Here is a 22,906-nt window from a genome sequence, read left to right on the forward strand (position 1 = left end):
ATTTATATGCCAATAGCACCAAATTTCACTTCTATTTTAAGCAAAGATTGGGAAATCAATTTCACGCAATGCGCGCCAAATGGATTTTTAAAATATACTGATTTGTGTAATCTTTTACAGTTAACGGCTGCGGCACATTCGGAAATTGGCGGGATTAGTTTTTTGGATATGCAGGAATTCAACCAAGCTTGGGTTTTGAGCAGAATGCGTGTTGAAATCACTAAACTACCCAAATGGGGTGATCTAGTAACCGTAAAAACGTGGATCAATTCGCTAGAAAATTCCCGTTCAGTGCGTGCTTTAGAAATGCATGTGAATGGAGAAAAAATTGTAGGTTCAGAGACTTTTTGGGCCGTTTTCAACACTAAAACCCGCAGACCGGAAGGCTTAGCCTTGCCGTTTGATCATTTTGAATTATATCCGGAAAAAAGAGCCACAGACGAAGGATTTTCTAGAATTAATTTCAATCACGAAAAAGAGATTGTTTTTGAAAAAACCGTGTTTTTATCAGATTTAGATATTGTGAATCATGTGAATAATGTAAAATACCTAGAATGGTGTTTGGATTTGGTTGACGAAAAACTAACGCTGAATCAAGCCGTTAAAAGTTTTGAAATGAATTTCCTAAAAGAATTATCTTTAAAAGATAAAGTAATCATTCATGAAAATAGTTCTGAAAACGAAACTATTTTTAGCATTACTAAAGAGGATAAAAATTGTTATGCCTTACAGCTGAATTGGAGATAAATAGTTTCTACCGATTATTATTTTATAATAAAAGATAAAATTCTTCCTTCTCGGAATGTAAAGTTACTTACTTTGGTAACGGAAGGCATGAAATAGTTCTTAAGACAAAAAGGCTTCGATTTCTCGAAGCCTTTTTGCTTATACTGCTTTTTTATTTTTTACTACTAATCTAAATCCTTCACCGTGAATATTTAATATTTCAACATCTTCATCTAGTTTCAGATATTTTCTTAACTTAGCGATGTAAACATCCATACTTCTGGAAGTAAAATAGTTATCATCCCTCCATATTTTTGTTAAAGCCAATTCTCTTGGCATTAAATCATTTTCGTGAAGAATCAACATTTTCAATAATTCATTCTCTTTTGGAGACAATTTTATCGGTTCTTCATTATCAAATGTTAGAAAACGAAGTTTAGAATTCAAATGGAATTTACCAATATTAAATTCAAATTGTACTTGTTCCGCTTTTGTATCAGACGATTTTCTTTGAATTATAGCTTTGATTTTCATCAACAATACTTCAGAATCAAAGGGTTTATTCAAATAATCATCCGCACCAGCTTTATATCCTTTCAATACATCCTCTTTCATAGATTTTGCTGTCAAGAAAATAATAGGCACCTCATTGTTCTTCTCTCTGATTTCTTTAGCTAACGTATAACCATCTTTATATGGCATCATTACATCTAGAATACACAAATCGTAAGTATCTTTTTTGAACTTTTCAAATCCTTCCATTCCATTCTTAGCCAAAGTGACATCAAAATCATTTAGCATTAAATAATCTTTTAGTACTGCACCAAAATTAAGGTCATCCTCCACTAAAAGTATTTTTTTATTTATATTTTCCATATTCCTAATTTATTAATGGTAATTTTATAATGAAGGTACTTCCTTTTCCCTTTTCACTTTCTACATAAATTTGACCGTTATGGTCTTCAACTATTCTTTTTACATACGCCAAACCTAATCCGTGTCCTTTCACATTATGTATATCTCCAGTATGTTCTCTATAAAATTTTTCAAAAATTCTTTTTTGAGCCACTTTACCCATTCCCAAACCATGGTCTTTTACTTTGATAATAACCATGTCTTTAACGTTTTCGGTATAAATATCAATCACCGGAACATTTGGGGAATATTTTATTGCATTTTCTAAAATATTAACAAGCACATTCGTAAAATGAACATCATTAATTAAGACAGTGGTTCTATTAGCGTCAAAATGACTCGTAACGGTTCCTTGTCGGTCTTCTAATATTAAATTAACATGCTCAATTGCATCATTAATAACCTCATGAATATTATTAGAATCTTTATTAATGTCTAATTCTTTTTTCTCCAGTTTAGAGATTCTTAAAACATTTTCAACCTGAGCGTGCATCCGTTTATTTTCATCTCTGATCATTTGGAGGTATCGAAACACTTTTTCTTTATCATCAATAATCTTTGGATTTTTAATGGCATCCAAAGCTAAATTAATCGTCGCTATAGGAGTTTTAAACTCATGCGTCATATTATTAATAAAATCCGTTTTTATTTCAGATATGTGACGTTGACGAATCAATTGGTTCAATGCACTTGAATAAGCTATAATAATAATAAGCGTAAAGATGATTGAAAGGATGGTTATGCTAACGAGTTCCGATAATAAAAATTTTTTTTTATGAGGGAAAGTAACCAATAATTGGTATTTACAATTTCCCTCATTATCAGTGAGTATAGGAATCGAATATGTGGCTACTTTATCATATTTAAAATCATTTGACTTAATTTTAGTTGCCAAATTATTACTATATATACCAAACTCAAATTTTGTATTTACACCATATTCCTCTAATTCTTTTTTTATAAGTTTGTTTAACGTTTCTTTTGAAACTCTTTCTTCTAGAGGCATTGCAGATGCAATATCTTTGAAAAAAATTTCAAATTGCGCATTATCTAAAACATCTAAATTTCCAGATTTTTCAATCCTGACATCTGGTATCAAACTTTGTTGAACACCAGGATTATCTACATTATTATTGTTATAAACTTCAGTAACCCTTTTAGAATTGAAATTTTTAAACCTTTCACTGTCAAATTTTTTATCAAAGAGCGTCGAAGATATATTGTAATCCTCTGATATGATACTATTTGAATATATTATGGTTTTGTTTGTTTTCGGATTCTTTTGAACGTAATAAAACTCTAATAAATCATTCTTTTTTGGAATCTTTCCAGTACTGTCTTTATAATGATTGTATTTATCATAAAAACTGTATGCTTCGTGTTGTTGCAATTTATCGGCTACGTTACCAATAACCTGCTTGACATGAAATTTAAATTGTTCATCATTGTTTTTAAATGAGGTATTAAACCAATACACCTGAACAAGAATTATTCCTATAAGGGATAAACTCATCAACAATACAAGTAATCTAAAAAAAAGTTTATTCATCGAGACAAAATTAGTATTTTAACAATATATTAAATAATACATTAACCAAAGATTAACATCTAAGACTCGTTTTGTTTAATCTTTAAAATTTTAAGAATTTTAACAATTTCTAATTTTGCCGCTTCAATTGAAATATTTTCTATGACAAAATCACTTTTTGAAATGCGCTGTTCGTCAGTCCATTGTGAATTTATTCGCTTTAAAACAAGTTTGCGTGTAGTTTTATCGCGCTCCATTACCCTTTGAATCCTTGATTCAACTGGTGCAGTAATCGATATAATTAAATCACAATTTTTATAACCACCGCTTTCAAATAAAATGGCAGCTTCATAAATAACATATGGTGCAGCTGCATGTTGCAAAATCCATTGATCAAAATGTCTTTTTACCGCTGGGTGGACTATTTTATTGAGTTCTTTTAATTTTTCAGGGGCATTGAATACGATCTCAGCTAATTTTTCTCTATTCAACGCATCATTTTCAAAAATAGAAGTACCAAATACTTTTTTAACAGCTTCAATAATTGCTGCTGATTGCATAATTTTCCTAGCTTCATTATCGGCAATGTAAACTGGAATGCCAAATGATTGAAAATAATTTGCAATAGTTGATTTTCCACTACCGATACCGCCTGTTAAACCAATTATTTTTGTCATATTATTTTTTGAAAAATAGCCCAGGAAAAGCCTCTTGTGGTTTTTGCTTCAGAATGATAATTTTTATAAATGATTCTAAAAATCCTATTCCGTAACCATAAAATTGTTTCCAAACGGCTATCAATGATAAAAATCCAATTTTGACACTCTTGTTCTGATATGTAGACACCATAAACAGTAACAAAAAATAAAAAAAATACAACTGAAGTAGCTGATCGAAATTGAAAACTAATAATAGTAAGGATATGAAAAATCCTAATATAAAAACAGAAGGAAAGAAAAAAGTGAGTTTATTGTATTGTGGATACCAACTGTTAAGAATAGGTCTTGCTTTACCAAATTTATTCACCTGAACAGAAAATTTATCCCAATCAATTCTTCGCTTGTGATATACAAAGGCTTTAGGAAAAAGTTTAGTATCAAAACCTAAATTCCACAAACGAATTGATAGATCCGGATCTTCCCCAGGATGAATGTTTCCAAAACCTTTCGACGCTTCAAAAGCTTTACGAGACAAGCCCATGTTAAAACTTCTAGGTTGAAACTTATCAATTTTTTCTGAACCACCTCTAATTCCTCCAGTAGTAAGAAAAGAAGTCATTGCAAAATTGATTGCTTTTTGAATATCTGAAAAATTATCTAAAGCTTTATCTGGACCTCCAAAACAATCTATATAATTTTGATGTAATGCCTTGTCTACTTCATTTAAATACCCTTCTGGAATAATGCAATCTGAGTCAAAAATGATATAGTAATCTCCTCTAGCTTTAGTCATTCCGTAATTTCTAGAATCCCCTGGCCCTGAATTTTCTTTATAATAATAGGAAATATCGAGTCTGTTGCCATATTTTTGAGCAACATCCTTACAAGTAAAAGTGGAGCCATCTTCAATTATAACAATTTCAAAAATTTCGTTGTAGGTTGAACGAGCCAAACTTTCTAAAAGTTCATCAACTTCGTCCGGGCGATTGTAAACCGGTATGATAAGGGAAAATAACATAAATTAAGAATGTGGTATTAAAGATGTTTTTTAGACTCAAATAATTTTAACAAATATAATCTTTATCTATTGCAGATTCAATACACAAAGGCAACTTTTAGGGAATGATTTCATTTCATAATTTAGATAATCATTTCTTTTTAATGACGTTTGTTTAACTTTTTGTATTAAAACTAGAAATTAAAAAGGAAACTAAAATCTATGTTGTTAGATTTGTGTTAGTTACATATTGAAATGGGTACGAAGTCAAGAGACATTCGCCCACAGCAGGGGTTCTCAATATTTTGAATTTCAATTATTCATTGTTCATCTGTCAATTCTCCTTTATTAACTTCTATCTAAAAGACATCAAATTGGGAATAGCACTAATAGGAATTCCTATTTCACTGATATAATTTATTTTTTTTGATGAAGCCCTTTATCCGATTGTTTCGTCGGTTGTTCCAAAGTCAATATACTCTTATACTCTACGGGCTTAATACGTATTGTACCCACAAATGGATTATCAAGAAGAATTATGCTGAAGAATAACATCCCAATGAAAAGACCTATTAGACAATTTAGTATAATGTGCATGCGAGCATTTTTAATATCCATCCATGAGCCACAAATTATAATGATGATTCCCCCTAGTATCATTGGTAACCACAAGGGAGGAGAAATTTCTGTATCTTTAGATGAAATTCTGAGTCCCCTATACAAATCTAATTGATTCAAATGATTGTACATTTCCGCTACCAACTGAATCTGAAATTGATTTTTCGGATTTAAGCGTTCCATTTTATAAAAAATGTCGTTAAGTGATTCCTTTGTTTTTGGACTAGGTCGCGTGTTTTCCATATTAGGAAATTCTTCATGTATTACATTGTTCACAAAATCAAGGTAAGGAGTCATGAGTTGTTTTGATTCAGCACTGTCAGGATAAAATTTAATATCGCGGTACAAGCCTAAAGCAAAATTGCCTTCTTTGCTAACATTACTGTACGTGTCATTAAATTGGTCCCAAACCAAAAATAAAACAAAACTCATCAGTAAGGAATAAAAACTGGCAATAGCTAAAAAAATAAATCCTGTTACTTCATTGTGAGACTTCATAATTTTTATTGGTTTGTATTTGCGAAAAATAAATGTGCTGAACCCGCCTATAAATGCACCAAAAAAACTCATCAAAATAAAAAACAAAACCGAAGGAAGATTAAGTAAATACTGAATTGTTGTCATTACTGTTTTTTTTATAAGTTAGAATTAAAAAATTTATTAATCCAAATCCATAGTTTTTTAAATGTCTTTTTTGTGAGGGAGTCTGCTAATTATCTTATAATTTAGAATTATAACACATTTCTGCTTGTTTTTCAATGCTCATTGGTTTCTTGAAAAAACCTTGTACTCGATATTCGTATGCTTCGGTTACTTGCTCCTTTATCGCTTCATTGCTATCAATGATAAGTGGCATAACTTTTTATCTTAGAATATCGTCATTGTCTATTGCTCTTTTTAATTCCAGTCCAGTCATTTTTGGCATAATCATATCTGAAATAATAAGGAATAGATCATCTTTAGTTTTTTTGGTATATTCTAAAGGGTTTTCAGTGTTATTAAAGTATTCCACTTTAACGTCCAATTCTTTTTTTATTTAAAGCCCCTTCCAAAAAGCCGCTCCTCATATTTTTTGATCATCTATGAGGATGATTTTTCCAGATTAATTACCGTTGAAAGTTGCCGTCGGGTAATTCCATTTTGAAGATATATTATTTAATTGTCATAAAATTAATGTCAAAAAATGCCCAATAAGTTTAGTGTATAAAGATAAGTTTTTTTGAACAAAAATTATTTTAAATCATTGAAATTTATATACTTATGTGTTAAATATTCATTGTTCACGCTGTGCGAAGTCTCTCGACTTCCTACCCATTCCAATGTGCTACCACAATTTTATTACGAATGCGTAGGAACTAATGTTAATTTAATATAGTAATGGCAACGAAGTCGGGAGACTTCGAACAGCATCGTACTCAAGAAGACTTCGGGGATCGAGGGAACTGGGTAATAAAGATTTTTTAGACTTAAATAATTTTAACAAATATAATCTTTACATAAAAAAACCATCAACTATTAATTGATGGTTTTATAAATATTTAATTTGGTATGGGATTACGTAATACTTTCGATGTTGACCACTTCGTTTGCATCTGCTTTATAATCTACTCCTTGAACGTCAAAGCCAAATAGATTATAAAAATCTTTTCTGTAACCTTCTAAATCACCTATTTCAGCTAGATTTTCAGTAACAGCCTCAATCCATAATTTAGCTACTTTTTCTTGCACATCAGCACGCATTTCTAAATCATCAATACGAATTCTTCCCTTCTCATCTACAGGAACTTCAGATCCAGTATATAATCTGTCTTGGTATAAACGTTGAATTTGCTCAATACAACCTTCATGAATTCCTTCTTCTTTCATTATTTTGTACAATAAAGAAATATACAATGGAATAACAGGAATCGCAGAACTTGCTTGGGTTACTAATGCTTTATTTACGGAAACAAATGCTTTTCCATCAATATCAATTAAACTCTCAGTAATAGCAAATGCAGTCGCTTCAAGATGATCTTTAGCACGACCTATTGTTCCTTTTCTATAAACTGCCTCAGTCAATGATGGTCCAATATAAGAATAAGCAACAGTTGTAGCTCCGGGTGCCAATAAATTTTCTGCTTTTAAAGCGTCAATCCACATTCCCCAATCTTCACCGCCCATTACAGCAATTGTATTTTCAATATCATCGCCACTACAAGGCTCTATAGAAATTTCAGAAACTTTACCCGAATGAAAATCAACAGTTTTGTTCGTATAAGTACTTCCAATTGGTTTCAAAACAGAACGATGCATAACACCAGTAACCGGATGAACACGAACAGGGGAAGCCAAACTATAAATAATTAAATCAATTTGACCTAAATCAGCTTTAATAAGATCTAATGTTTGTTTTTTTATTTCATTAGAAAAGGCATCTCCATTGATACTCTTTGCATATAAACCTGCTTTATGAGCTTCATTTTCGAGAGCTGCAGAATTATACCAACCTGGTGAAGCCGTTTTACCTTCAGAAGGCGCTTTTTCAAAAAACACACCAATCGTTGCTGAATTAGAACCAAAAGCACTTGTAATTCTGGAAGCCAACCCAAAACCGGTTGAAGCTCCAATTACTAAGACTTTTTTAGCCCCGTTAATATTTCCTTTTGATTTTATATATTCTATCTGATTTTTAACATTTTGCTCGCATCCTTTTGGGTGAGATGTCGTACAAATAAATCCTCTCATTCTAGGTTCTATAATCATATTTGGTTATTCTTTAATTTATTTTTTTGTATAATAGTTTTTAAGCTTTCGCAAAATGCTTCCTAAAAGAAAACAAATATAAAGCAAAATATTAGTTCAACAAGGCTTTTGCGTGATTTAAGGCTGATTCAGAAACGATTGTTCCTGATAACATTTGAGCTATTTCTACTACTCTATCTTCTTCGTTTAATAACTTTAGTTCCGATTGTGTATCGTCACCAACGGTCGATTTAAATACTTTGAAATGTGCATTCCCTTTTGCAGCGATTTGAGGTAAATGCGTAATGGCAAAAATTTGCATTTCCTGACTCATTTCCTTCATAATTTCACCCATTCTGATGGCAATTTCTCCGGAAACACCAGTATCAATTTCGTCAAAAATTAGTGTTGGTAATTTTGAATATTGCGCTAATATAGCTTTAACAGCCAGCATAATTCTAGACATTTCCCCACCGGAAGCCACTTTTTTCAATAAACCAAAATCAGTTCCTTTATTGGCAGAAAATAAAAATTGAAGTTCATCTTTCCCATTTTGAAAATACGTTTCAGCAGCATTAATGTCGATTTTGAAACGGACATTAGGCATTCCTAGAGTTTCTAAAATAGCAATCAACTTTTGTGATAAAATTGGAATAGATTCAAATCTATTATCATGAATTATAGTCGACATAACGTCTAATGTGGTTGTTTTTTGTTCTATCGAATGCGTCAATGCTATAATTTCTTCTTCGATATTTCCTAATTCTAAAACTGAATTTTCTAAGTTAGTTTGAATTTCCAGTAATTCATCAACCGTAGTAACCTGATGTTTCTTTTGCAAATTAAAAAGAATTTGCAGTTTTTGGCTAATTAAGTCCAATTGCTCCGGATCATTAATTAGTTTTTCTGAACAACGATTCATCTCTTCTGAAATATCATCAAACTCAATCGTTAAACTTGTAATTCTTTCCAACAAAGAATGGTAATCCGCCGAAAAAGGAGCTATTTTTTGTAATGAAATTTTAATTTCTTTCAAATTATTCAAGACTCCTATTTGTTCTTCATTGGCAATAGCCAAAGCTTTATCAATAGACTCTTTAATAATCTCAACATTATTCAATTTTTCAAAATCAGCTTCAAGAGTTACTTGTTCACCTGATTTTAATTGAGCCGCAACTAATTCTTCCAATAAAAAAGTATTGTATTCCTGTTCCTTCTTAGATTCGTTTTGTTTTTTCAGCAGCGAATTCAATTTGGACTTATCCGATTTATAACTTTTCAAAAGCAATTGATAATCCAAAATCTTTTCTTTGTTATTGGCAATGGCATCGATAATATCGAATTGAACATTTTCATCCGAAAGTTCTTGGGTTTGCTGTTGCGAATGAATATCAATTAAGAACAAACTCAATTCCTGAAGTTCCTGAAGATTTACGGGGCTGTCATTGATAAAAGCCCTGGATTTACCTGAAGGCAGGATTTCGCGTCTAATTATAGTTTCATTTTCATAGTCTAAATCATTGGCGTCAAAAAAAGGCAACAAATTATACTTTGAAATTTCAAAATGAGCTTCAATGATGCATTTTTCTTCCTTGTTCTTCAAAGAAGTCAAGTCGGCTCTTTTTCCTAAAACTAGTCCTAATGCTCCTAAAATTATTGATTTACCAGCTCCAGTTTCTCCTGTTATTGTTGAGAAACCTTTTGAAAAATCGATAGTCAATTTTTCTATTAAAGCATAGTTTTTTATCGAAAGTGACGTTATCATTTATATATTGTTTTGGGATGAGGAGCTAAAGATTAATTTAAAAAATTGAAAACTAATTAATATTTTATTAGCACCCATTTACTTGAATTCAAAGGAGAAATTTTATTCAGATTATCAACTAAATCTGATATAGTAATACTTGGTCCGCCAGAAAATATAGAAACAATTTCATCTGATTTGGCATCAAAAAAGACACGTGTTAAAAAGGCATTAGGCCTTGAAGCACTTAATTTTGCTAAATTAATTAATGATTCTTTTATTTTTCCTTTTGAAGCTTTTAAATCCTGACTCATCAAGTCTAATCCGGTATGATAATCATACATGGTTTGTCTGACTTGTTTGAATGCCGGTGATAACATATCGTTTATCAAAAAATATCGATTTTGATTTCCATCCGTTTGTCCCCACCCTTTCGAACCTCCTTGTTGCGCCACATTTGAAATGTTTTGGGCTATATCAAAATTTGGATTTCCAGATTCCAAAACAAAAGTATCCGAATCCATTCCTAAAATCACATAACTGTAAAAAGCAAGTACTGAAACTAAATTAGAATCGAAAGTAGTTGGATTAAAAATTAAATTTTCAAATTCAGTATACCTAAAACTAAAGTCTTTATCATTAAAATTTAATACTGGAGATGCGTAAGATGAATTAAAAACTGGTCGTGATGATTGTACCTGAATGGTGGCTGTAAATTGGTCTGCGCTATTTGATGAGACGGTAATGTACATCGAGCAATTAATCTTTTCGTTTTGCTTAAAAGTTTGCCCACTCCAATCTGTTTTGTTAACAAATTCACTTATTGATGTTTCTAGTGTCTTGAAAACTTGCAGGTTTGAATTACTTAATTTTTGTGCATTTACTGTCACGGTACAATTTAACTGTTGCGCTTGAGTAAGCCCAAAAGCCAGTAGTAAAAGAAAAGTAATTATTTTATTCATCTGTAGCTTTCTATTGTTTCTTATGGGCCATTTCTAAATCACTTACTAGCATTGACGTTTGAATTACAACCCGCTAGCTCATTTCATAAAAGTGTGCTATTACTTTATTTAGAATATCATCAGCAACTGCTTCTTTGGATTTCAATTCCATGGCTTCTATAGTAAAAAACTTATCTATAAAAGTAACTTTATTTGTCGCCTTTCCAAAACCGGCTCCTATATCCTGCAATGAATTTAGAACTATCAAATCTAAGTTTTTTTTCTGAATTTTCAACTTCGCATTTTCAATTTCATTTTCTGTTTCCAAAGCAAAACCAATTAGAAACTGATTTTTTTTACTTTGACCTAAAGAAGCTAAAATATCTTTAGTTTTCTCTAATTCAATAGTGAAATCATCTGTATTCTTTTTTATCTTTTGTGAAGCTACATTTTTAGGCTTATAATCCGCTACTGCAGCAGCAGCAATTGCTACATCTACATTAGCATAATAAAGATGACAGGCATCGTACATTTCCTGAGCAGATACCACTGGAATCACTTTTATTGATGGATTAGTAGCTTTACAATGTGTAGGTCCAGTAACTAATACTACTGAAGCTCCTAGATTTGCAGCACTTGAGGCAATATCAAAACCCATTTTCCCTGAAGAATGATTTCCTATAAAACGTACGGGATCTATAGCTTCGTATGTGGGACCGGCAGTAATTAATATTTTTTTTCCTTTTAATGGCAATCTGCTTTCTAAATCTGCTTCTATAAAACCTACAATATGTTCCGGTTCAGCCATTCTTCCTTCGCCTGAAAGTCCACTGGCTAATTCTCCGCTTTCCGCAGGAATTATAGTGTCTCCAAATTCAGTAAGCGAGAAAAAATTAGCAATGGTGGAGGGATGTTTGTACATATCCAAATCCATTGCAGGAGCATAATAAACGGGACATTTTGCCGATAAATAGGCTGCAATCAAAAGATTATCACAAGTACCATTTGCCATTTTTGACAAGGTATTTGCAGTTGCTGGAGCAATAACCATCAAATCAGCCCAAAGTGCTAATTCAACATGATTATTCCATTTCTCATTCGCATCGTCTTGATTGTAAAAGCTGGAAAATACAGGATTTTTAGATAACGTAGATAACGTTAATGGAGTTATAAAATCCTTAGAAGCAGGTGTCATTATCACTTGGACATGTGCACCTGCTTTTATGAAAAGTCGTACTAATGAAGCGGTTTTATAGGCTGCAATTCCACCAGAAATTCCTAGTAAAATTTTCTTACCGTTTAAAACTGACATTACTACTATTACTTATTTGAATCTCTGTGGTAAATTTTACCATCTAACCATTCTTGAACTGCTAAAGCGTGAGGCTTAGGCAATTTTTCGTAAAATTTTGAAACCTCAATTTGTTCTTTGTTTTCAAAAACTTCTTCAAGACTGTCATTATATGTAGCAAATTCTTCCAATTTCTCAGTCAATTCTTTTTTGATTTCAGAATTGATTTGGTTTGCTCTTTTAGCCATAATGGTTATCGCTTCATACACGTTTCCAGTAGGTTCCTCAATAACATTCTTGTTGTATGTTATTGTATTTACCGGAGCATTCGTCTTTTTTAAATCCATGACTTTATTTATTTAGTAAATTTTTGTAAATCTTTTTCAATTCTAGCGAACATTTCGCCTGCTTTATTTTTGTATTTTGTATTGGCATCAAATTTAACCAAATTTGAATGTGCCACTTTCGCAACATTTAATCGTTCTTCCATTTTTGCAGGAACACTATTGATTGCCAACTGATAAGCGGAATCATATTTGTAAAACAAGGCATCTTCCTTGAATTTTGTTCCGGGATAATCAGCTATAAAATTATCAAAAGCAACTATCGCTGATTTAAAATCGGAAATAGTATTATACCCTTTTGCATTTTCATATACTTTTTTCTCTATTTTATCACTTAACACTTTCAAAGTTGTATTCGCGTCTACTAAGTATTCCGAATTAGGATAAGTATCAATAAATGCTTGTAGTTTATCTATCGCTTTTACTGTATCTGCCTGATCCAAACTATAAACAGGTGACAACATTGAATAACTTTTTGCACCTAAATAAGCTGCCTCTTGAATTTTTTCACTTTTAGGATAACCAGAAACAAAACTTTCAAATTGATATCCTGCTAAATAATATTGTTTGGTTTTGTAATATGATTGTGCAAACATGTAAAACAATTTTTCCGCTTGAGGTTTCCCTCTGTATGCCGGTGCAATTTGTTCAAAAAGACGAATCGCTTTTGAGTATTTACCTGTGTCGTACAATTTAGTAGCTATGTCAAATTTTACAGCAACATCTTCGGTTTTTAGTGCTTTTTGATATTCGTTACAAGAACAAAAAACGGTAACAAGAAGCAATAGAGATATTATTTTTTTCATTTTTTTACTTTTTTTATAATTTCTGTGTTGCGTTCAATCTACAAGAAATCATACCGAAGTTTCGGTGGCAAATTTAGTTATTAATTTAGCTACTACAAAATATATTTTTGCATAAAAAAAGACATTGCTTTTTACGCTTGTTTATTCATTTTTTTAACAAATTGTCCAATTCTGTCAGCCAATGATTCATCAACTTTTACTAATGGCAAACGCACTGTGTTTTCAGCGATTCCCAGTGATAGAAACACTTGTTTGATTCCTGCAGGATTTCCTTGTTCAAAAATCATATCGATACAGTCCGACAAAAGGTATTGTGATTTGAATGCTTCCTCTACTTTTCTATTTAAACCCAATCGAATCATTTCAGAGAATTCTTTTGGAAAACCTTGTCCAATTACAGATATAACGCCAGATCCACCAGCCAAAATCATTGGCAAGGCAATCATATCATCGCCAGAAATCACAAGAAAATCCTTTGGTTTGTTTTTCAATATTTGCATCGCCTGAACAATATCACCAGCCGCTTCCTTAATAGCAACTACATTTTCAAAATCATTTGCTAAACGCAAAACTGTTGATGGCAACATATTACTTGCTGTTCTGCCTGGAACATTGTATAAAATTACAGGAATCGGAGAAGCTTCTGCAACAGCTTTAAAGTGTTGGTAGATTCCTTCCTGAGTTGGTTTACTATAATATGGTGAAACCGAAAGTATTGCAGCAAATTTTGACAAATCTCTCGTTTTAAGCTCCTCTACAACTTTCATTGTATTATTACCTCCAACACCTAAAACCAATGGCAATCTTCCATTATTAGTTTCTATTACCGTCTTGATAACTAATTCTTTTTCGTCATGAGACAATGTTGAATTTTCAGCAGTTGTTCCAAGTACCACGAGGTATTCAATTCCATTATCAATTGAGAAATTCACAATTCTTTTTAACGCTTCAGTATCAATTGAAAAATCCTCGTTAAATGGTGTCACAAGGGCAACACCTGTTCCTATTAATGATTGCATATTGGATTATAATTTGTTTAATATTTTTAAATATCTAAATAATTCGTGAGTGAAAACTTTATAATTTTCGGCATTCGTATTAATCATCAAGTGATTTAATCTTTTATCTATTGATGAAAATCCAACTTTAAATTGTGCTTTTGAATTGTGAGTAACTACCATTAAAATTGCTTTTTCAACATCGTAATAATTAATGAGCAAATCAAATTTTTCGTTTACAAAATCATTCACCTGTTGATCCGTAATTTCCCCTTTCCAATTGATATGTTTCGCTCCAAATGCAGGATGATTATGTGCATCACTTTTTCTAAATTTATCTTTGTAAACAATAATTTTAATATTGTCTGCTGAAATTCCATTTGCTATTAACTCCTTAACCAAGGCCTCTTTTTCCGAAAAATAACTGGCATCTATAAGCAAACCTACAGTTTGTACCAAAGTTGATAGCGAGCTGCTTTTAACATTTTGCAAGCTGCTTTTTAATATTTTTTTTACAGAAAAATCTTTTATGTAATTTAAAAACATATTACTTTTACTTGATTACAAAATTAATTAATTAAGTCGCATTTGAAATGGTAAATCTAAAAAAGTATAACGATGTTTTAAAACTTTTTGTTATATTCTTAACATTTATTTTAATTACTTCCTGCAGTAAGCAAAATTACTACATTAAGAAAATAGAAGGTAAAAAAATTCCAATTACCGAAAACGAAAACCAAGTTCCTGACCCGAGCCTAGATGGCGAACAGATAAAGCAAATTGAAAACTTTATCAAACCCTACCGTGAACACATTAATAAAGATTTAGACAGCGTTCTGGCGTATTGTCCGGTAACTTTAGATAAAAGCACTGGTAAATGGCAGACTCCTATTGGTAATTTACTAGCCGATGTTACCTTGATGCGCGGTAATTTAGTCTTTAATGCGCGAGAAGAAAAGAATATCGATATCTGTTTACTGAATCACGGTGGTATTCGTTCTATTCTTCCAAAAGGAAATATTACGACAAGAACGGCTTTTGAAATCATGCCTTTTGAAAACACCATGGTTGTTATCGCTTTAAAAGGACTGCAAATTTTAGAATTAGTTGATTATTTCATTGCCGAAAAAAAACCACATCCTTTATCTGGTATAACTTTTACAATTGACAAAAATAATACCGCCAAAAACATCTTAGTTCAAGGAAAAATAATTGAAAAAGACAAAATTTATTATGTAGGTACCAATGATTATCTATCCAATGGTGGGGACAATATGGATTTCTTTAAAAAAGGCGTTCAGAAATATGTTTTGGATTATAAGTTACGAAATATTCTAATTGATTATTTCAAAGAAGTGGATACCATCCCTGTTGTAAATGATATCAGGATTACTGTTGAATAGAAAAGGTTTCAGTTAAAAAGAAGAAAATAGTTTCCTAAATATATAGCCCTAGCCCTAATGGAAGCGGCATGCTTATGTTTTTTCTTTAAAAACATAAAGATTAGCGTACAGCAGGAAATAGCTCCAAAAAAAAAAACAAAAATGAAAAGAAGAGATTTTATAGAGAAAACCGCTGCAAGTACCGCACTATTGAGTTTAGGATTGCCATTAACCAGCTTTACATGCAGAGAGACGAAACACTTGACAATTCTACATACGAATGATGTTCACAGTTATATAGATCCTTTTCCGGCGGATCATCCCAGAAATCCTAATATGGGCGGCGTTGTACGAAGAGCGGCTCTTATAGAATCAATCCGAAAAGAAAATCCAAATGTATTGCTGCTTGATGCCGGTGATATTTTTCAGGGAACCCCCTATTTTAATTATTACGGAGGTGAATTAGAATTTAAATTGATGAGCATGATGCAATATGATGCTTCCACGATAGGAAATCATGATTTTGATAATGGCGTTGAAGGTTTGTATGCACAAATGCCTCATGCCATGTTTGAATTTCTATCGGCAAACTATGATTTTAAAAACACGGTAATGGATGGTTTTGTAAAACCATATAAGATATTTAATAAAAACGGAATTAAAGTGGGTGTTTTTGGCCTTGGAATAGAACTCAATGGATTAGTGGATAAAGGAATGTATAAAGAGACTGTCTACAACGATCCTATTGAGACCGCACAAGATATGGTACGGATTTTAAAGAAAGAACAGCATTGTGATTTAGTGATTTGCCTATCGCATTTAGGGTATCAATACAAAAACGAATCCAATAAAATTTATGATTTAAAACTAGCGGAACTGACCCAGGATATTGACTTAATAATAGGCGGTCACACGCATACTTTTCTAGACAAACCAACGGTTGCAAAAAATATTATTGGCAAAGAAGTTTTGGTAAATCAAGTGGGTTGTTACGGAATTAATTTAGGTCGAATTGATTTTTATCTGGATAATAACAAACAGAATTCATCCAAAGGAACATCAATTATTGTGTGATTTTTCGGAATCTGAAATCAAGTTGAAATACTCCACATAGACAACAAATTTATAAAAAAAAAAATGTAATGTTGTGTTGCAATCAGTAAGAGAATGAAATCGGTAAGTTTTGTCAATTTAATTATGTGAATAAATTATCAATGCTGAGTGTATTAAAAAGGCAACTAATCCTAAAAAAAGTATCTTTCAGTATTTAGAATAAAAAAAAGTAATTAATGAAAAGAATATTGTTGCAAAAAATAGTTTAAAAAAAGTACTAATTTATTTTTCAAGTTATCCTTAATTTTCACTATTGCATTTACACTTTCTAGCTTTCATTTATCAGCTTCATAAAATCATCTTCAGAAATTATCGGAACATTTAGTTTATTGGCTTTTTCAAGTTTAGCCGGCCCCATATTATCTCCGGCAACAACATAATCTGTTTTGGCAGAAATAGAACTTCCTACTTTGCCTCCGTTATCTTCAATAGCTTTTTTTAAATCGTCTCTTGAAAATTTCTCAAACACTCCTGAGACCACAAAAGTCTTTCCTAAAAGTTTATCCGTGGCATTTGGATTTATTTTTTCAACAATTTCAAATTGTACCCCATGTTTTTTTAATCTTTCAATGATAATTCTATTTTCTTGATTTTCGAAAAAATCAATCACGCTTTGTGCAATTCGATCTCCGATTTCATCCACTAAAATCAAATCCATCAAAGTCGCCTGACTCAATGCATCAATGTTCTTATAATGCTTCGCTAATTTCTTAGCTACCGTTTCACCAACGAATCGGATTCCAAGAGCAAATAAAACACTCTCAAAAGGAATGTGTTTTGAATTTCCTACCCCTTTCACTAAATTTTGGGCAGATTTTTGAGCCATCCTTTCTAAAGGAAGAATTTGTTCAACCGTCAATTCATATAAATCTGCATAATTATGAACCAATCCATTATTAAAAAGTAACGCAACTGTTTCACCACCAAGACCCTCTATATCCATCGCTTTTCTGGAAATATAATGTTGTATTCGTCCAATAATTTGCGGAGGACAACCATAAAAATTCGGACAATAATGATTTGCCCCGCCTTCGGATCTGACCAATTCTGTATTGCATTCCGGACAATGCGTGATGTATTTGGTTGGTTCTGTATTTTCTGGACGTTTACTTAAATCAACAGCAATAATTTTGGGGATTATCTCTCCTCCTTTTTCAACAAAAACAGTATCTTCAATACGGATATCCAGTTTTTCAATTTGATCAGCATTATGTAAAGAAGCACGTTTCACTATGGTTCCTGCCAATTGTACCGGCGCTAAATTAGCCACTGGTGTAATGGCTCCAGTTCGTCCTACTTGATACGAAATCGAATTTAATTTTGTTGAAACTTGTTCTGATTTGAATTTATAGGCAATTGCCCAACGCGGAGATTTGGCAGTATAGCCCAATTCATCCTGATAGTGAAAAGAATTTACTTTTACCACTACACCATCTGTTTCATAAGGAAGAGTATGCCTATGAGTATCCCAATAATCAATAAATTCAAAAACTTCTTCTAGATTACGAGCCAGTTTTGCTTCTTTGGGTGCTTTAAATCCCCATTGTCTGGCCGTTTCTAATCCTTCATATTGTGATTTGAAAGGCAGATTATTTCCAATTAAAAAATATAATAAACAATCCAATGGTCTTTTTGCAACTTCGGAGCTGTCTTGTAATTTTAAACTTCCCGAAGCTGTGTTTCTGGGATTTGAATACGGTAATTCACCAATTTCGATTAAATCCTGATTCATTTTTTCAAAACCGGCAAAGGGCAAAATGATTTCACCACGCACATCAAATGTAGCAGGGAAATTTCCTTTCAACTTAAGCGGAATTGATTTTATGGTTTTAATATTATTAGTCACATCGTCCCCTTGAAAACCATCGCCACGAGTAACGGCGCGTTTTAATTTTCCGTTTTCATAAGTAATACTGATTGATGCACCATCATATTTTAATTCACAGGTATATTCTAATGGAACTTCTCCAAGAACTTTTTGAATACGCTTTTCCCAATCAGCTAATTCTTCTTTAGAATAAGAATTATCAAGAGAATACATTCGGTGTTCATGAGGAACGGTCTGGAAGTTTTTCGTAATTGTACCACCTACTCGTTGCGTAGGAGAGTTTTCATCAAAATATTCTGGATATTTATTTTCTAAATCTTGGAGTTGCTTTAATTTCACATCAAATTCATAATCGGAAATTATTGGTTTATCCAGCACGTAATAATTATAATTGTGCTGATTTAATTCCTCTCTTAAAGTTTGAATTGTATTTTGAATATCCATAGAAAATAAAAATTGGCTATTTTAGTTTTTGAAAAAATGTACTAAAATAACCAAATTAAAAGAAACCGCAATACAATTATGACTCTATAATTGTATTTATTTGTTGGTACAATAGACCATCACTTAAAAACGAACCTTGTTGTATTAATTCAAAAATTGAAGTATTTCGTTCTTCTGTAAACTCTTTTTTTCCCACTTTCATTTCAATAGTATCCGTAAACATATTATCGCTAAGCCATTGCAATCCTTGTTTGGTCAAGAAATCAGTTTCTGGAACTAAAGATTTCAAGACAATTGATTGCACATGAGTATCAAAACAATGAAAAAGAAAAATATGATTTTTAGAAAAATGTTCTAAGTAGGTTGCTTTTGAAAGTACTCCTTCCCAAACCAAATCAGAAAACACATCAAGTTCTTGTTCGGCAACTTCTGGTTTTTCTGCTTTTATTTTATCCCACTCGGCTTTATCGATAGTCTGCGTTGCTAAAAAAGTACTGAATTCCTGATTCAATTCCTCAAATTGTTCTTTTGTTAATCTTGAGTATTTCATTATTGCGTTTTAATATTTAACTTTTTTTTAGCTGTTTTTTGAATTTATAAAACAAAAAAAACCCTCTCAAACGAGAGGGCAAATTTAATCTATATTTTTTATCTTTTTTTAGAAAATATATCTAATTCCAAACTGTGCCTGCCATCTTGATAATAAACTTGCATCATAGTTGAAGGTTTTGGTTTGAGTACCGTTAAAAGTATAGGTTGGTATTTTTGTGGTTTGATTGACTGACACTCCAATTGGCTGTACACTTGTTGGTACTTGAACCAATCCCCAATCCGAATTAATCAAATTACCTAAGTTCAATACATCAATACTAAATTGAATTGTATTGGTTTTATTAGAAGCTGAAGAAATTTTAAAATTATAATCTTGCATTATTTTAAAATCCCATTTTCCTCTCCATGGAGATAGCGCACCATAACGTGCTGCGTACTGACCTCTTCTATCACTCAAATAGTTGTCTTGCTTGATAAAGGCATCAAATGCTGCACCTTGACTAACTCCACCTGTAAATATCATAGTACTAATTTCGGCTGAAGTTGGTATATAAATTAAATCATTTCCACTTGCCCCATCATTGTTAATATCTCCACCATACGTATAATTAAAACGGCCTCCTTGAGCGTATTCAAAGAAAGTCGATACAGTAGTAGCCCATTTGTCATTAGTACCATACTTCCATTTTTTTGAAGCTACACCTATAAAACGGTGCGTATCGCCATACTTAGAATCAGATAAAACTGCATCATTCACGTTCCCTAAAGCCGGATTAAAAGCAAAAGCATCACCCGTAATTTCTGCTTCAATAGAATTAACATCTTGTGACTTCAAATAGTTGTAGGCCAAACTTGCAAACAATCCATTATCAAAAGTCTTTTGTACTTTAATAGAAGAGTTGAATGCACTTCCTTTATTGGTATTAGTCAATACATATCCATTAGTTCTCGCTGGAAAACCATAATCTGTCCAAGTACCATAATCCGCATTACCGTATATTGCTCTATTATCTGCACCTGTCAATTGACTTGTTGGTCTTTTTAACCCCCAATTTTGTATATGAACCCCATTTAAATCTTTATTATAAGACATGTCTATGGTTACAATATAATCATTTTCGAATTTGTGATCAAATCCTAAACTCGTTCTCCAAACCTGTGGAAATTTAAAATCTTCGTCTACTACTTGATAGAAAAATGGATCTATACCGCCTACTTGATTTCCAATCCATACAAAAGGAAGTTTACCGGTAAAAATTCCAGTACCTCCACGCAACTGTTGTTTTTTATCTCCATTAATATCCCAATTGAAGCCAACTCTTGGCGACCAAAGTAAATTATTATTGGGTAATTTAGTTGAATCAAAATTCTTTACACTTCCATCAGCTGGGTTATAATAATCAATATTTGGCAAATATCCTTCTGAATTATCTGTGTCAATAAATTTTTGAGCTAATTCAGATGTATTAAAATACAATGGCTTATCAGCTCTTAATCCATAAATTAATTTAAAATTATCACTGATATTCCACTCATCCTGAACGTAAAAAGCTAATTGTCCTACTGTCGTTTCAGCTAAATTCCACCCCCCATCAACACCGTCTTTCAATGCATTTTTTGTATCAAAAGTTGTCTGTGCGTTTTTTATTGCAGTGCTGTAATACCCATTTGCAATATTCGCATCAAAACCAGCCATATTTGTACTTCCAAAAACATCAAAACCATACCCTTTTAAGTTAAATGAATTTTTGAAAATGAACTTTTCGAATGAGAAACCTAATGTATAGGTATGATTTCCTCTAACAATATTCAAATTATCTGTAATTTGAATTACTTTTTGATCTAATTTATTATTGATAGAGAAAGGCTCATGACCTGCTATAATGTAAGGCGAACCATCTTTAGTAATTGTAATTACAGGCGCAGGAGTAGAAAACGGATTTCTAAAATCATTAAAATGAGTATAACCAGCTTGTAATTTATTAGAAACCGTCTCACTAAATTTAGAATTTAATTCTACTAAAAAAGAGCTAATTTGGTTGTTAATTTGGTACCCTGAATTTTCAAATTGTAACGTATTTGCATCAATTCCTCTACGAATAATAGCGGTAGGATGTGCAGGTTTATCTTTTGAAGCATCTAAAAAATTATAAATAACAGCTAGTTTATGGTTGTCATTAATATTCCAATCCAACTTTACAATTCCTTTACTTGAATTAGAATTGTGTGTAAATCCTTGATAAGCACCTGTATTATATCCTAACTTACCTAACTCAGTAGATACATGCATTAAATCAGTTTCTAATACTCTGGATTCATTCACTCCAGTTGTTCCATTTCCATCATTAGCAACAAAATTTGATCCTGAATCGCTTCTTTTATCAATTTCAAAATTGGTAAAGAAAAACAATTTGTTTTTAATAATTGGACCACCAAGACTAAAACCCGTTTGTTTTTGCTCTAATGAGGGTACAAATATTTTTTCACCTTTAATTTTATTACCTGTCATATCCTGATTTCTATAAAAACTATAAGCAGTACCATGGAATTCATTTGACCCTGATTTAGTGACTGCATTTACAGAAGCTCCCGTAAAACCAGATAATGTTACATCATAAGGAGCAGTGGCAACTTGAATTTGCTCGATTGCATCCAATGAAATAGGCTGAGAGCCAGTTTGTCCACCCGGAGTTGCTGCATCTAATCCAAAAGGATTGTTAAAAACTGCACCATTTAGTGAATAACTATTGTATTGATCGTTTCTACCTCCAAAAGAACCTCCACTTGCTGTTGGTTCTAAGCGGGTAAAATCATCAGCTGATCTAGAAATAGAAGGCAACGCTGATAATTCTCTTCGACCGATAGTGGTTTCCGCACCGGTTCTTCCACTTTGAAAAACTCTGTTTTTAGAACCAACTACTTTTACTTCCTCTAATTTTTGACTTTCATCTTTTAAGACAACATCTAAACTGAATACTTTACCTAAATCTAGGTAAACATCATTGTATTCTTCACTTCTATATCCTACATAGGTTACGACAATTTTGTAAGGACCACCAATTCTCATATTCAATAAACTGATTCTTCCATCCGCATTAGATAACGCTGAATACTTAGAACCTGTCGGAATATGGATTGCCTGAACCGTCGCTCCAGGAAGCGTCTCATTGTCAGAACCTCGCACAATCCCTTTGATGCTTGAAGTTGTAGTTTGCCCAATGACAGCGCTGAAACTACATAAAATTAATAATAAAGTAATGATTTTTTTCATTTGTATAAATGTGTTATATTGGGGT

General features: G+C 32.0%; 21 protein-coding genes. 3 read left to right on the forward strand and 18 right to left on the reverse strand.

Annotated elements, in window-relative coordinates; translation table 11 throughout:
* Positions 1-6 precede the first annotated feature (6 nt).
* A complete protein-coding gene (locus ACM55G_RS12635) occupies positions 7-747 on the forward strand; it encodes an acyl-[acyl-carrier-protein] thioesterase (protein WP_416844299.1) in 741 nt (246 codons plus the stop codon).
* 138 nt (positions 748-885) lie between these two features.
* Here the strand turns inward: ACM55G_RS12635 and ACM55G_RS12640 are convergent, their stop codons facing one another.
* The 15 genes from ACM55G_RS12640 to ACM55G_RS12710 form a co-directional block, all read right to left on the reverse strand.
* The gene (locus ACM55G_RS12640; protein ID WP_416844300.1) at positions 886-1,602 is read right to left on the reverse strand and encodes a response regulator transcription factor; all 717 of its coding nucleotides are present in this window, start codon (positions 1,600-1,602) and stop codon (positions 886-888) included.
* A gap of 4 nt (positions 1,603-1,606) precedes the next feature.
* The gene (locus tag ACM55G_RS12645) at positions 1,607-3,190 is read right to left on the reverse strand and encodes a sensor histidine kinase (protein WP_416844301.1); all 1,584 of its coding nucleotides are present in this window, start codon (positions 3,188-3,190) and stop codon (positions 1,607-1,609) included.
* Positions 3,191-3,249: 59 nt separating this feature from the next.
* Complete coding sequence (gene coaE, locus ACM55G_RS12650; RefSeq protein ID WP_416844302.1) at positions 3,250-3,846, reverse strand: dephospho-CoA kinase; 597 nt, start codon at positions 3,844-3,846, stop codon at positions 3,250-3,252.
* Between the two features lies 1 nt (position 3,847).
* A complete protein-coding gene (locus ACM55G_RS12655) occupies positions 3,848-4,846 on the reverse strand; it encodes a glycosyltransferase family 2 protein (protein WP_416844303.1) in 999 nt (332 codons plus the stop codon).
* 396 nt (positions 4,847-5,242) lie between these two features.
* Positions 5,243-6,067 carry a bestrophin-like domain gene (locus ACM55G_RS12660; protein WP_416844304.1) on the reverse strand — a complete coding sequence of 275 codons (825 nt, stop codon included), beginning with the start codon at positions 6,065-6,067 and terminating at the stop codon, positions 5,243-5,245.
* 94 nt (positions 6,068-6,161) lie between these two features.
* Positions 6,162-6,299, reverse strand: a complete 138-nt coding sequence (locus tag ACM55G_RS12665) for a hypothetical protein (RefSeq protein ID WP_416844305.1) — start codon at positions 6,297-6,299, stop codon at positions 6,162-6,164.
* A 6-nt stretch (positions 6,300-6,305) separates the two neighbouring features.
* Positions 6,306-6,467 carry a response regulator gene (locus ACM55G_RS12670; RefSeq protein ID WP_416844306.1) on the reverse strand — a complete coding sequence of 54 codons (162 nt, stop codon included), beginning with the start codon at positions 6,465-6,467 and terminating at the stop codon, positions 6,306-6,308.
* Positions 6,468-6,997: 530 nt separating this feature from the next.
* A complete protein-coding gene (gene fabV, locus ACM55G_RS12675; protein WP_416844307.1) occupies positions 6,998-8,188 on the reverse strand; it encodes an enoyl-ACP reductase FabV in 1,191 nt (396 codons plus the stop codon).
* 91 nt (positions 8,189-8,279) lie between these two features.
* Entirely contained in the window at positions 8,280-9,932 is a 1,653-nt protein-coding gene (gene recN, locus ACM55G_RS12680) for a DNA repair protein RecN (RefSeq protein ID WP_416844308.1), read from the reverse strand.
* A gap of 56 nt (positions 9,933-9,988) precedes the next feature.
* The gene (porD, locus tag ACM55G_RS12685) at positions 9,989-10,873 is read right to left on the reverse strand and encodes a type IX secretion system protein PorD (RefSeq protein WP_416844309.1); all 885 of its coding nucleotides are present in this window, start codon (positions 10,871-10,873) and stop codon (positions 9,989-9,991) included.
* A 73-nt stretch (positions 10,874-10,946) separates the two neighbouring features.
* On the reverse strand, positions 10,947-12,164 hold the full coding sequence (gene coaBC, locus ACM55G_RS12690; RefSeq protein ID WP_416844310.1) for a bifunctional phosphopantothenoylcysteine decarboxylase/phosphopantothenate--cysteine ligase CoaBC: 1,218 nt from the start codon (positions 12,162-12,164) through the stop codon (positions 10,947-10,949).
* Positions 12,165-12,172: 8 nt separating this feature from the next.
* Positions 12,173-12,490 carry a DNA-directed RNA polymerase subunit omega gene (locus ACM55G_RS12695; protein ID WP_035671643.1) on the reverse strand — a complete coding sequence of 106 codons (318 nt, stop codon included), beginning with the start codon at positions 12,488-12,490 and terminating at the stop codon, positions 12,173-12,175.
* 8 nt (positions 12,491-12,498) lie between these two features.
* On the reverse strand, positions 12,499-13,293 hold the full coding sequence (locus tag ACM55G_RS12700) for an outer membrane protein assembly factor BamD (protein WP_416844311.1): 795 nt from the start codon (positions 13,291-13,293) through the stop codon (positions 12,499-12,501).
* 131 nt (positions 13,294-13,424) lie between these two features.
* Positions 13,425-14,312 carry a 4-hydroxy-tetrahydrodipicolinate synthase gene (gene dapA, locus ACM55G_RS12705; RefSeq protein WP_416844312.1) on the reverse strand — a complete coding sequence of 296 codons (888 nt, stop codon included), beginning with the start codon at positions 14,310-14,312 and terminating at the stop codon, positions 13,425-13,427.
* 6 nt (positions 14,313-14,318) lie between these two features.
* Positions 14,319-14,837 (reverse strand): DUF6913 domain-containing protein, encoded by a 519-nt coding sequence (locus tag ACM55G_RS12710; protein ID WP_416844313.1) that lies wholly within the window; start codon positions 14,835-14,837, stop codon positions 14,319-14,321.
* A gap of 47 nt (positions 14,838-14,884) precedes the next feature.
* Here ACM55G_RS12710 and ACM55G_RS12715 point away from each other — a divergent pair, with 47 nt between their 5' ends.
* Positions 14,885-15,694 (forward strand): 5'-nucleotidase C-terminal domain-containing protein, encoded by an 810-nt coding sequence (locus ACM55G_RS12715; RefSeq protein WP_416844314.1) that lies wholly within the window; start codon positions 14,885-14,887, stop codon positions 15,692-15,694.
* 141 nt (positions 15,695-15,835) lie between these two features.
* Complete coding sequence (locus ACM55G_RS12720; protein WP_416844315.1) at positions 15,836-16,747, forward strand: bifunctional metallophosphatase/5'-nucleotidase; 912 nt, start codon at positions 15,836-15,838, stop codon at positions 16,745-16,747.
* 307 nt (positions 16,748-17,054) lie between these two features.
* Here the strand turns inward: ACM55G_RS12720 and ligA are convergent, their stop codons facing one another.
* The 3 genes from ligA to ACM55G_RS12735 all read right to left on the reverse strand — a co-directional run bounded on the left by ligA (position 17,055) and on the right by ACM55G_RS12735 (position 22,881).
* The gene (gene ligA / locus ACM55G_RS12725) at positions 17,055-19,058 is read right to left on the reverse strand and encodes an NAD-dependent DNA ligase LigA (RefSeq protein WP_416844316.1); all 2,004 of its coding nucleotides are present in this window, start codon (positions 19,056-19,058) and stop codon (positions 17,055-17,057) included.
* A gap of 76 nt (positions 19,059-19,134) precedes the next feature.
* On the reverse strand, positions 19,135-19,608 hold the full coding sequence (locus tag ACM55G_RS12730; RefSeq protein WP_416844317.1) for a DUF6495 family protein: 474 nt from the start codon (positions 19,606-19,608) through the stop codon (positions 19,135-19,137).
* Positions 19,609-19,716: 108 nt separating this feature from the next.
* Entirely contained in the window at positions 19,717-22,881 is a 3,165-nt protein-coding gene (locus ACM55G_RS12735) for a TonB-dependent receptor (RefSeq protein ID WP_416844318.1), read from the reverse strand.
* Positions 22,882-22,906 lie beyond the last annotated feature (25 nt).

Source organism: Flavobacterium algoriphilum (genome assembly GCF_048158655.1).
Classification (GTDB): Bacteria; Bacteroidota; Bacteroidia; order Flavobacteriales; family Flavobacteriaceae; genus Flavobacterium; species Flavobacterium algoriphilum.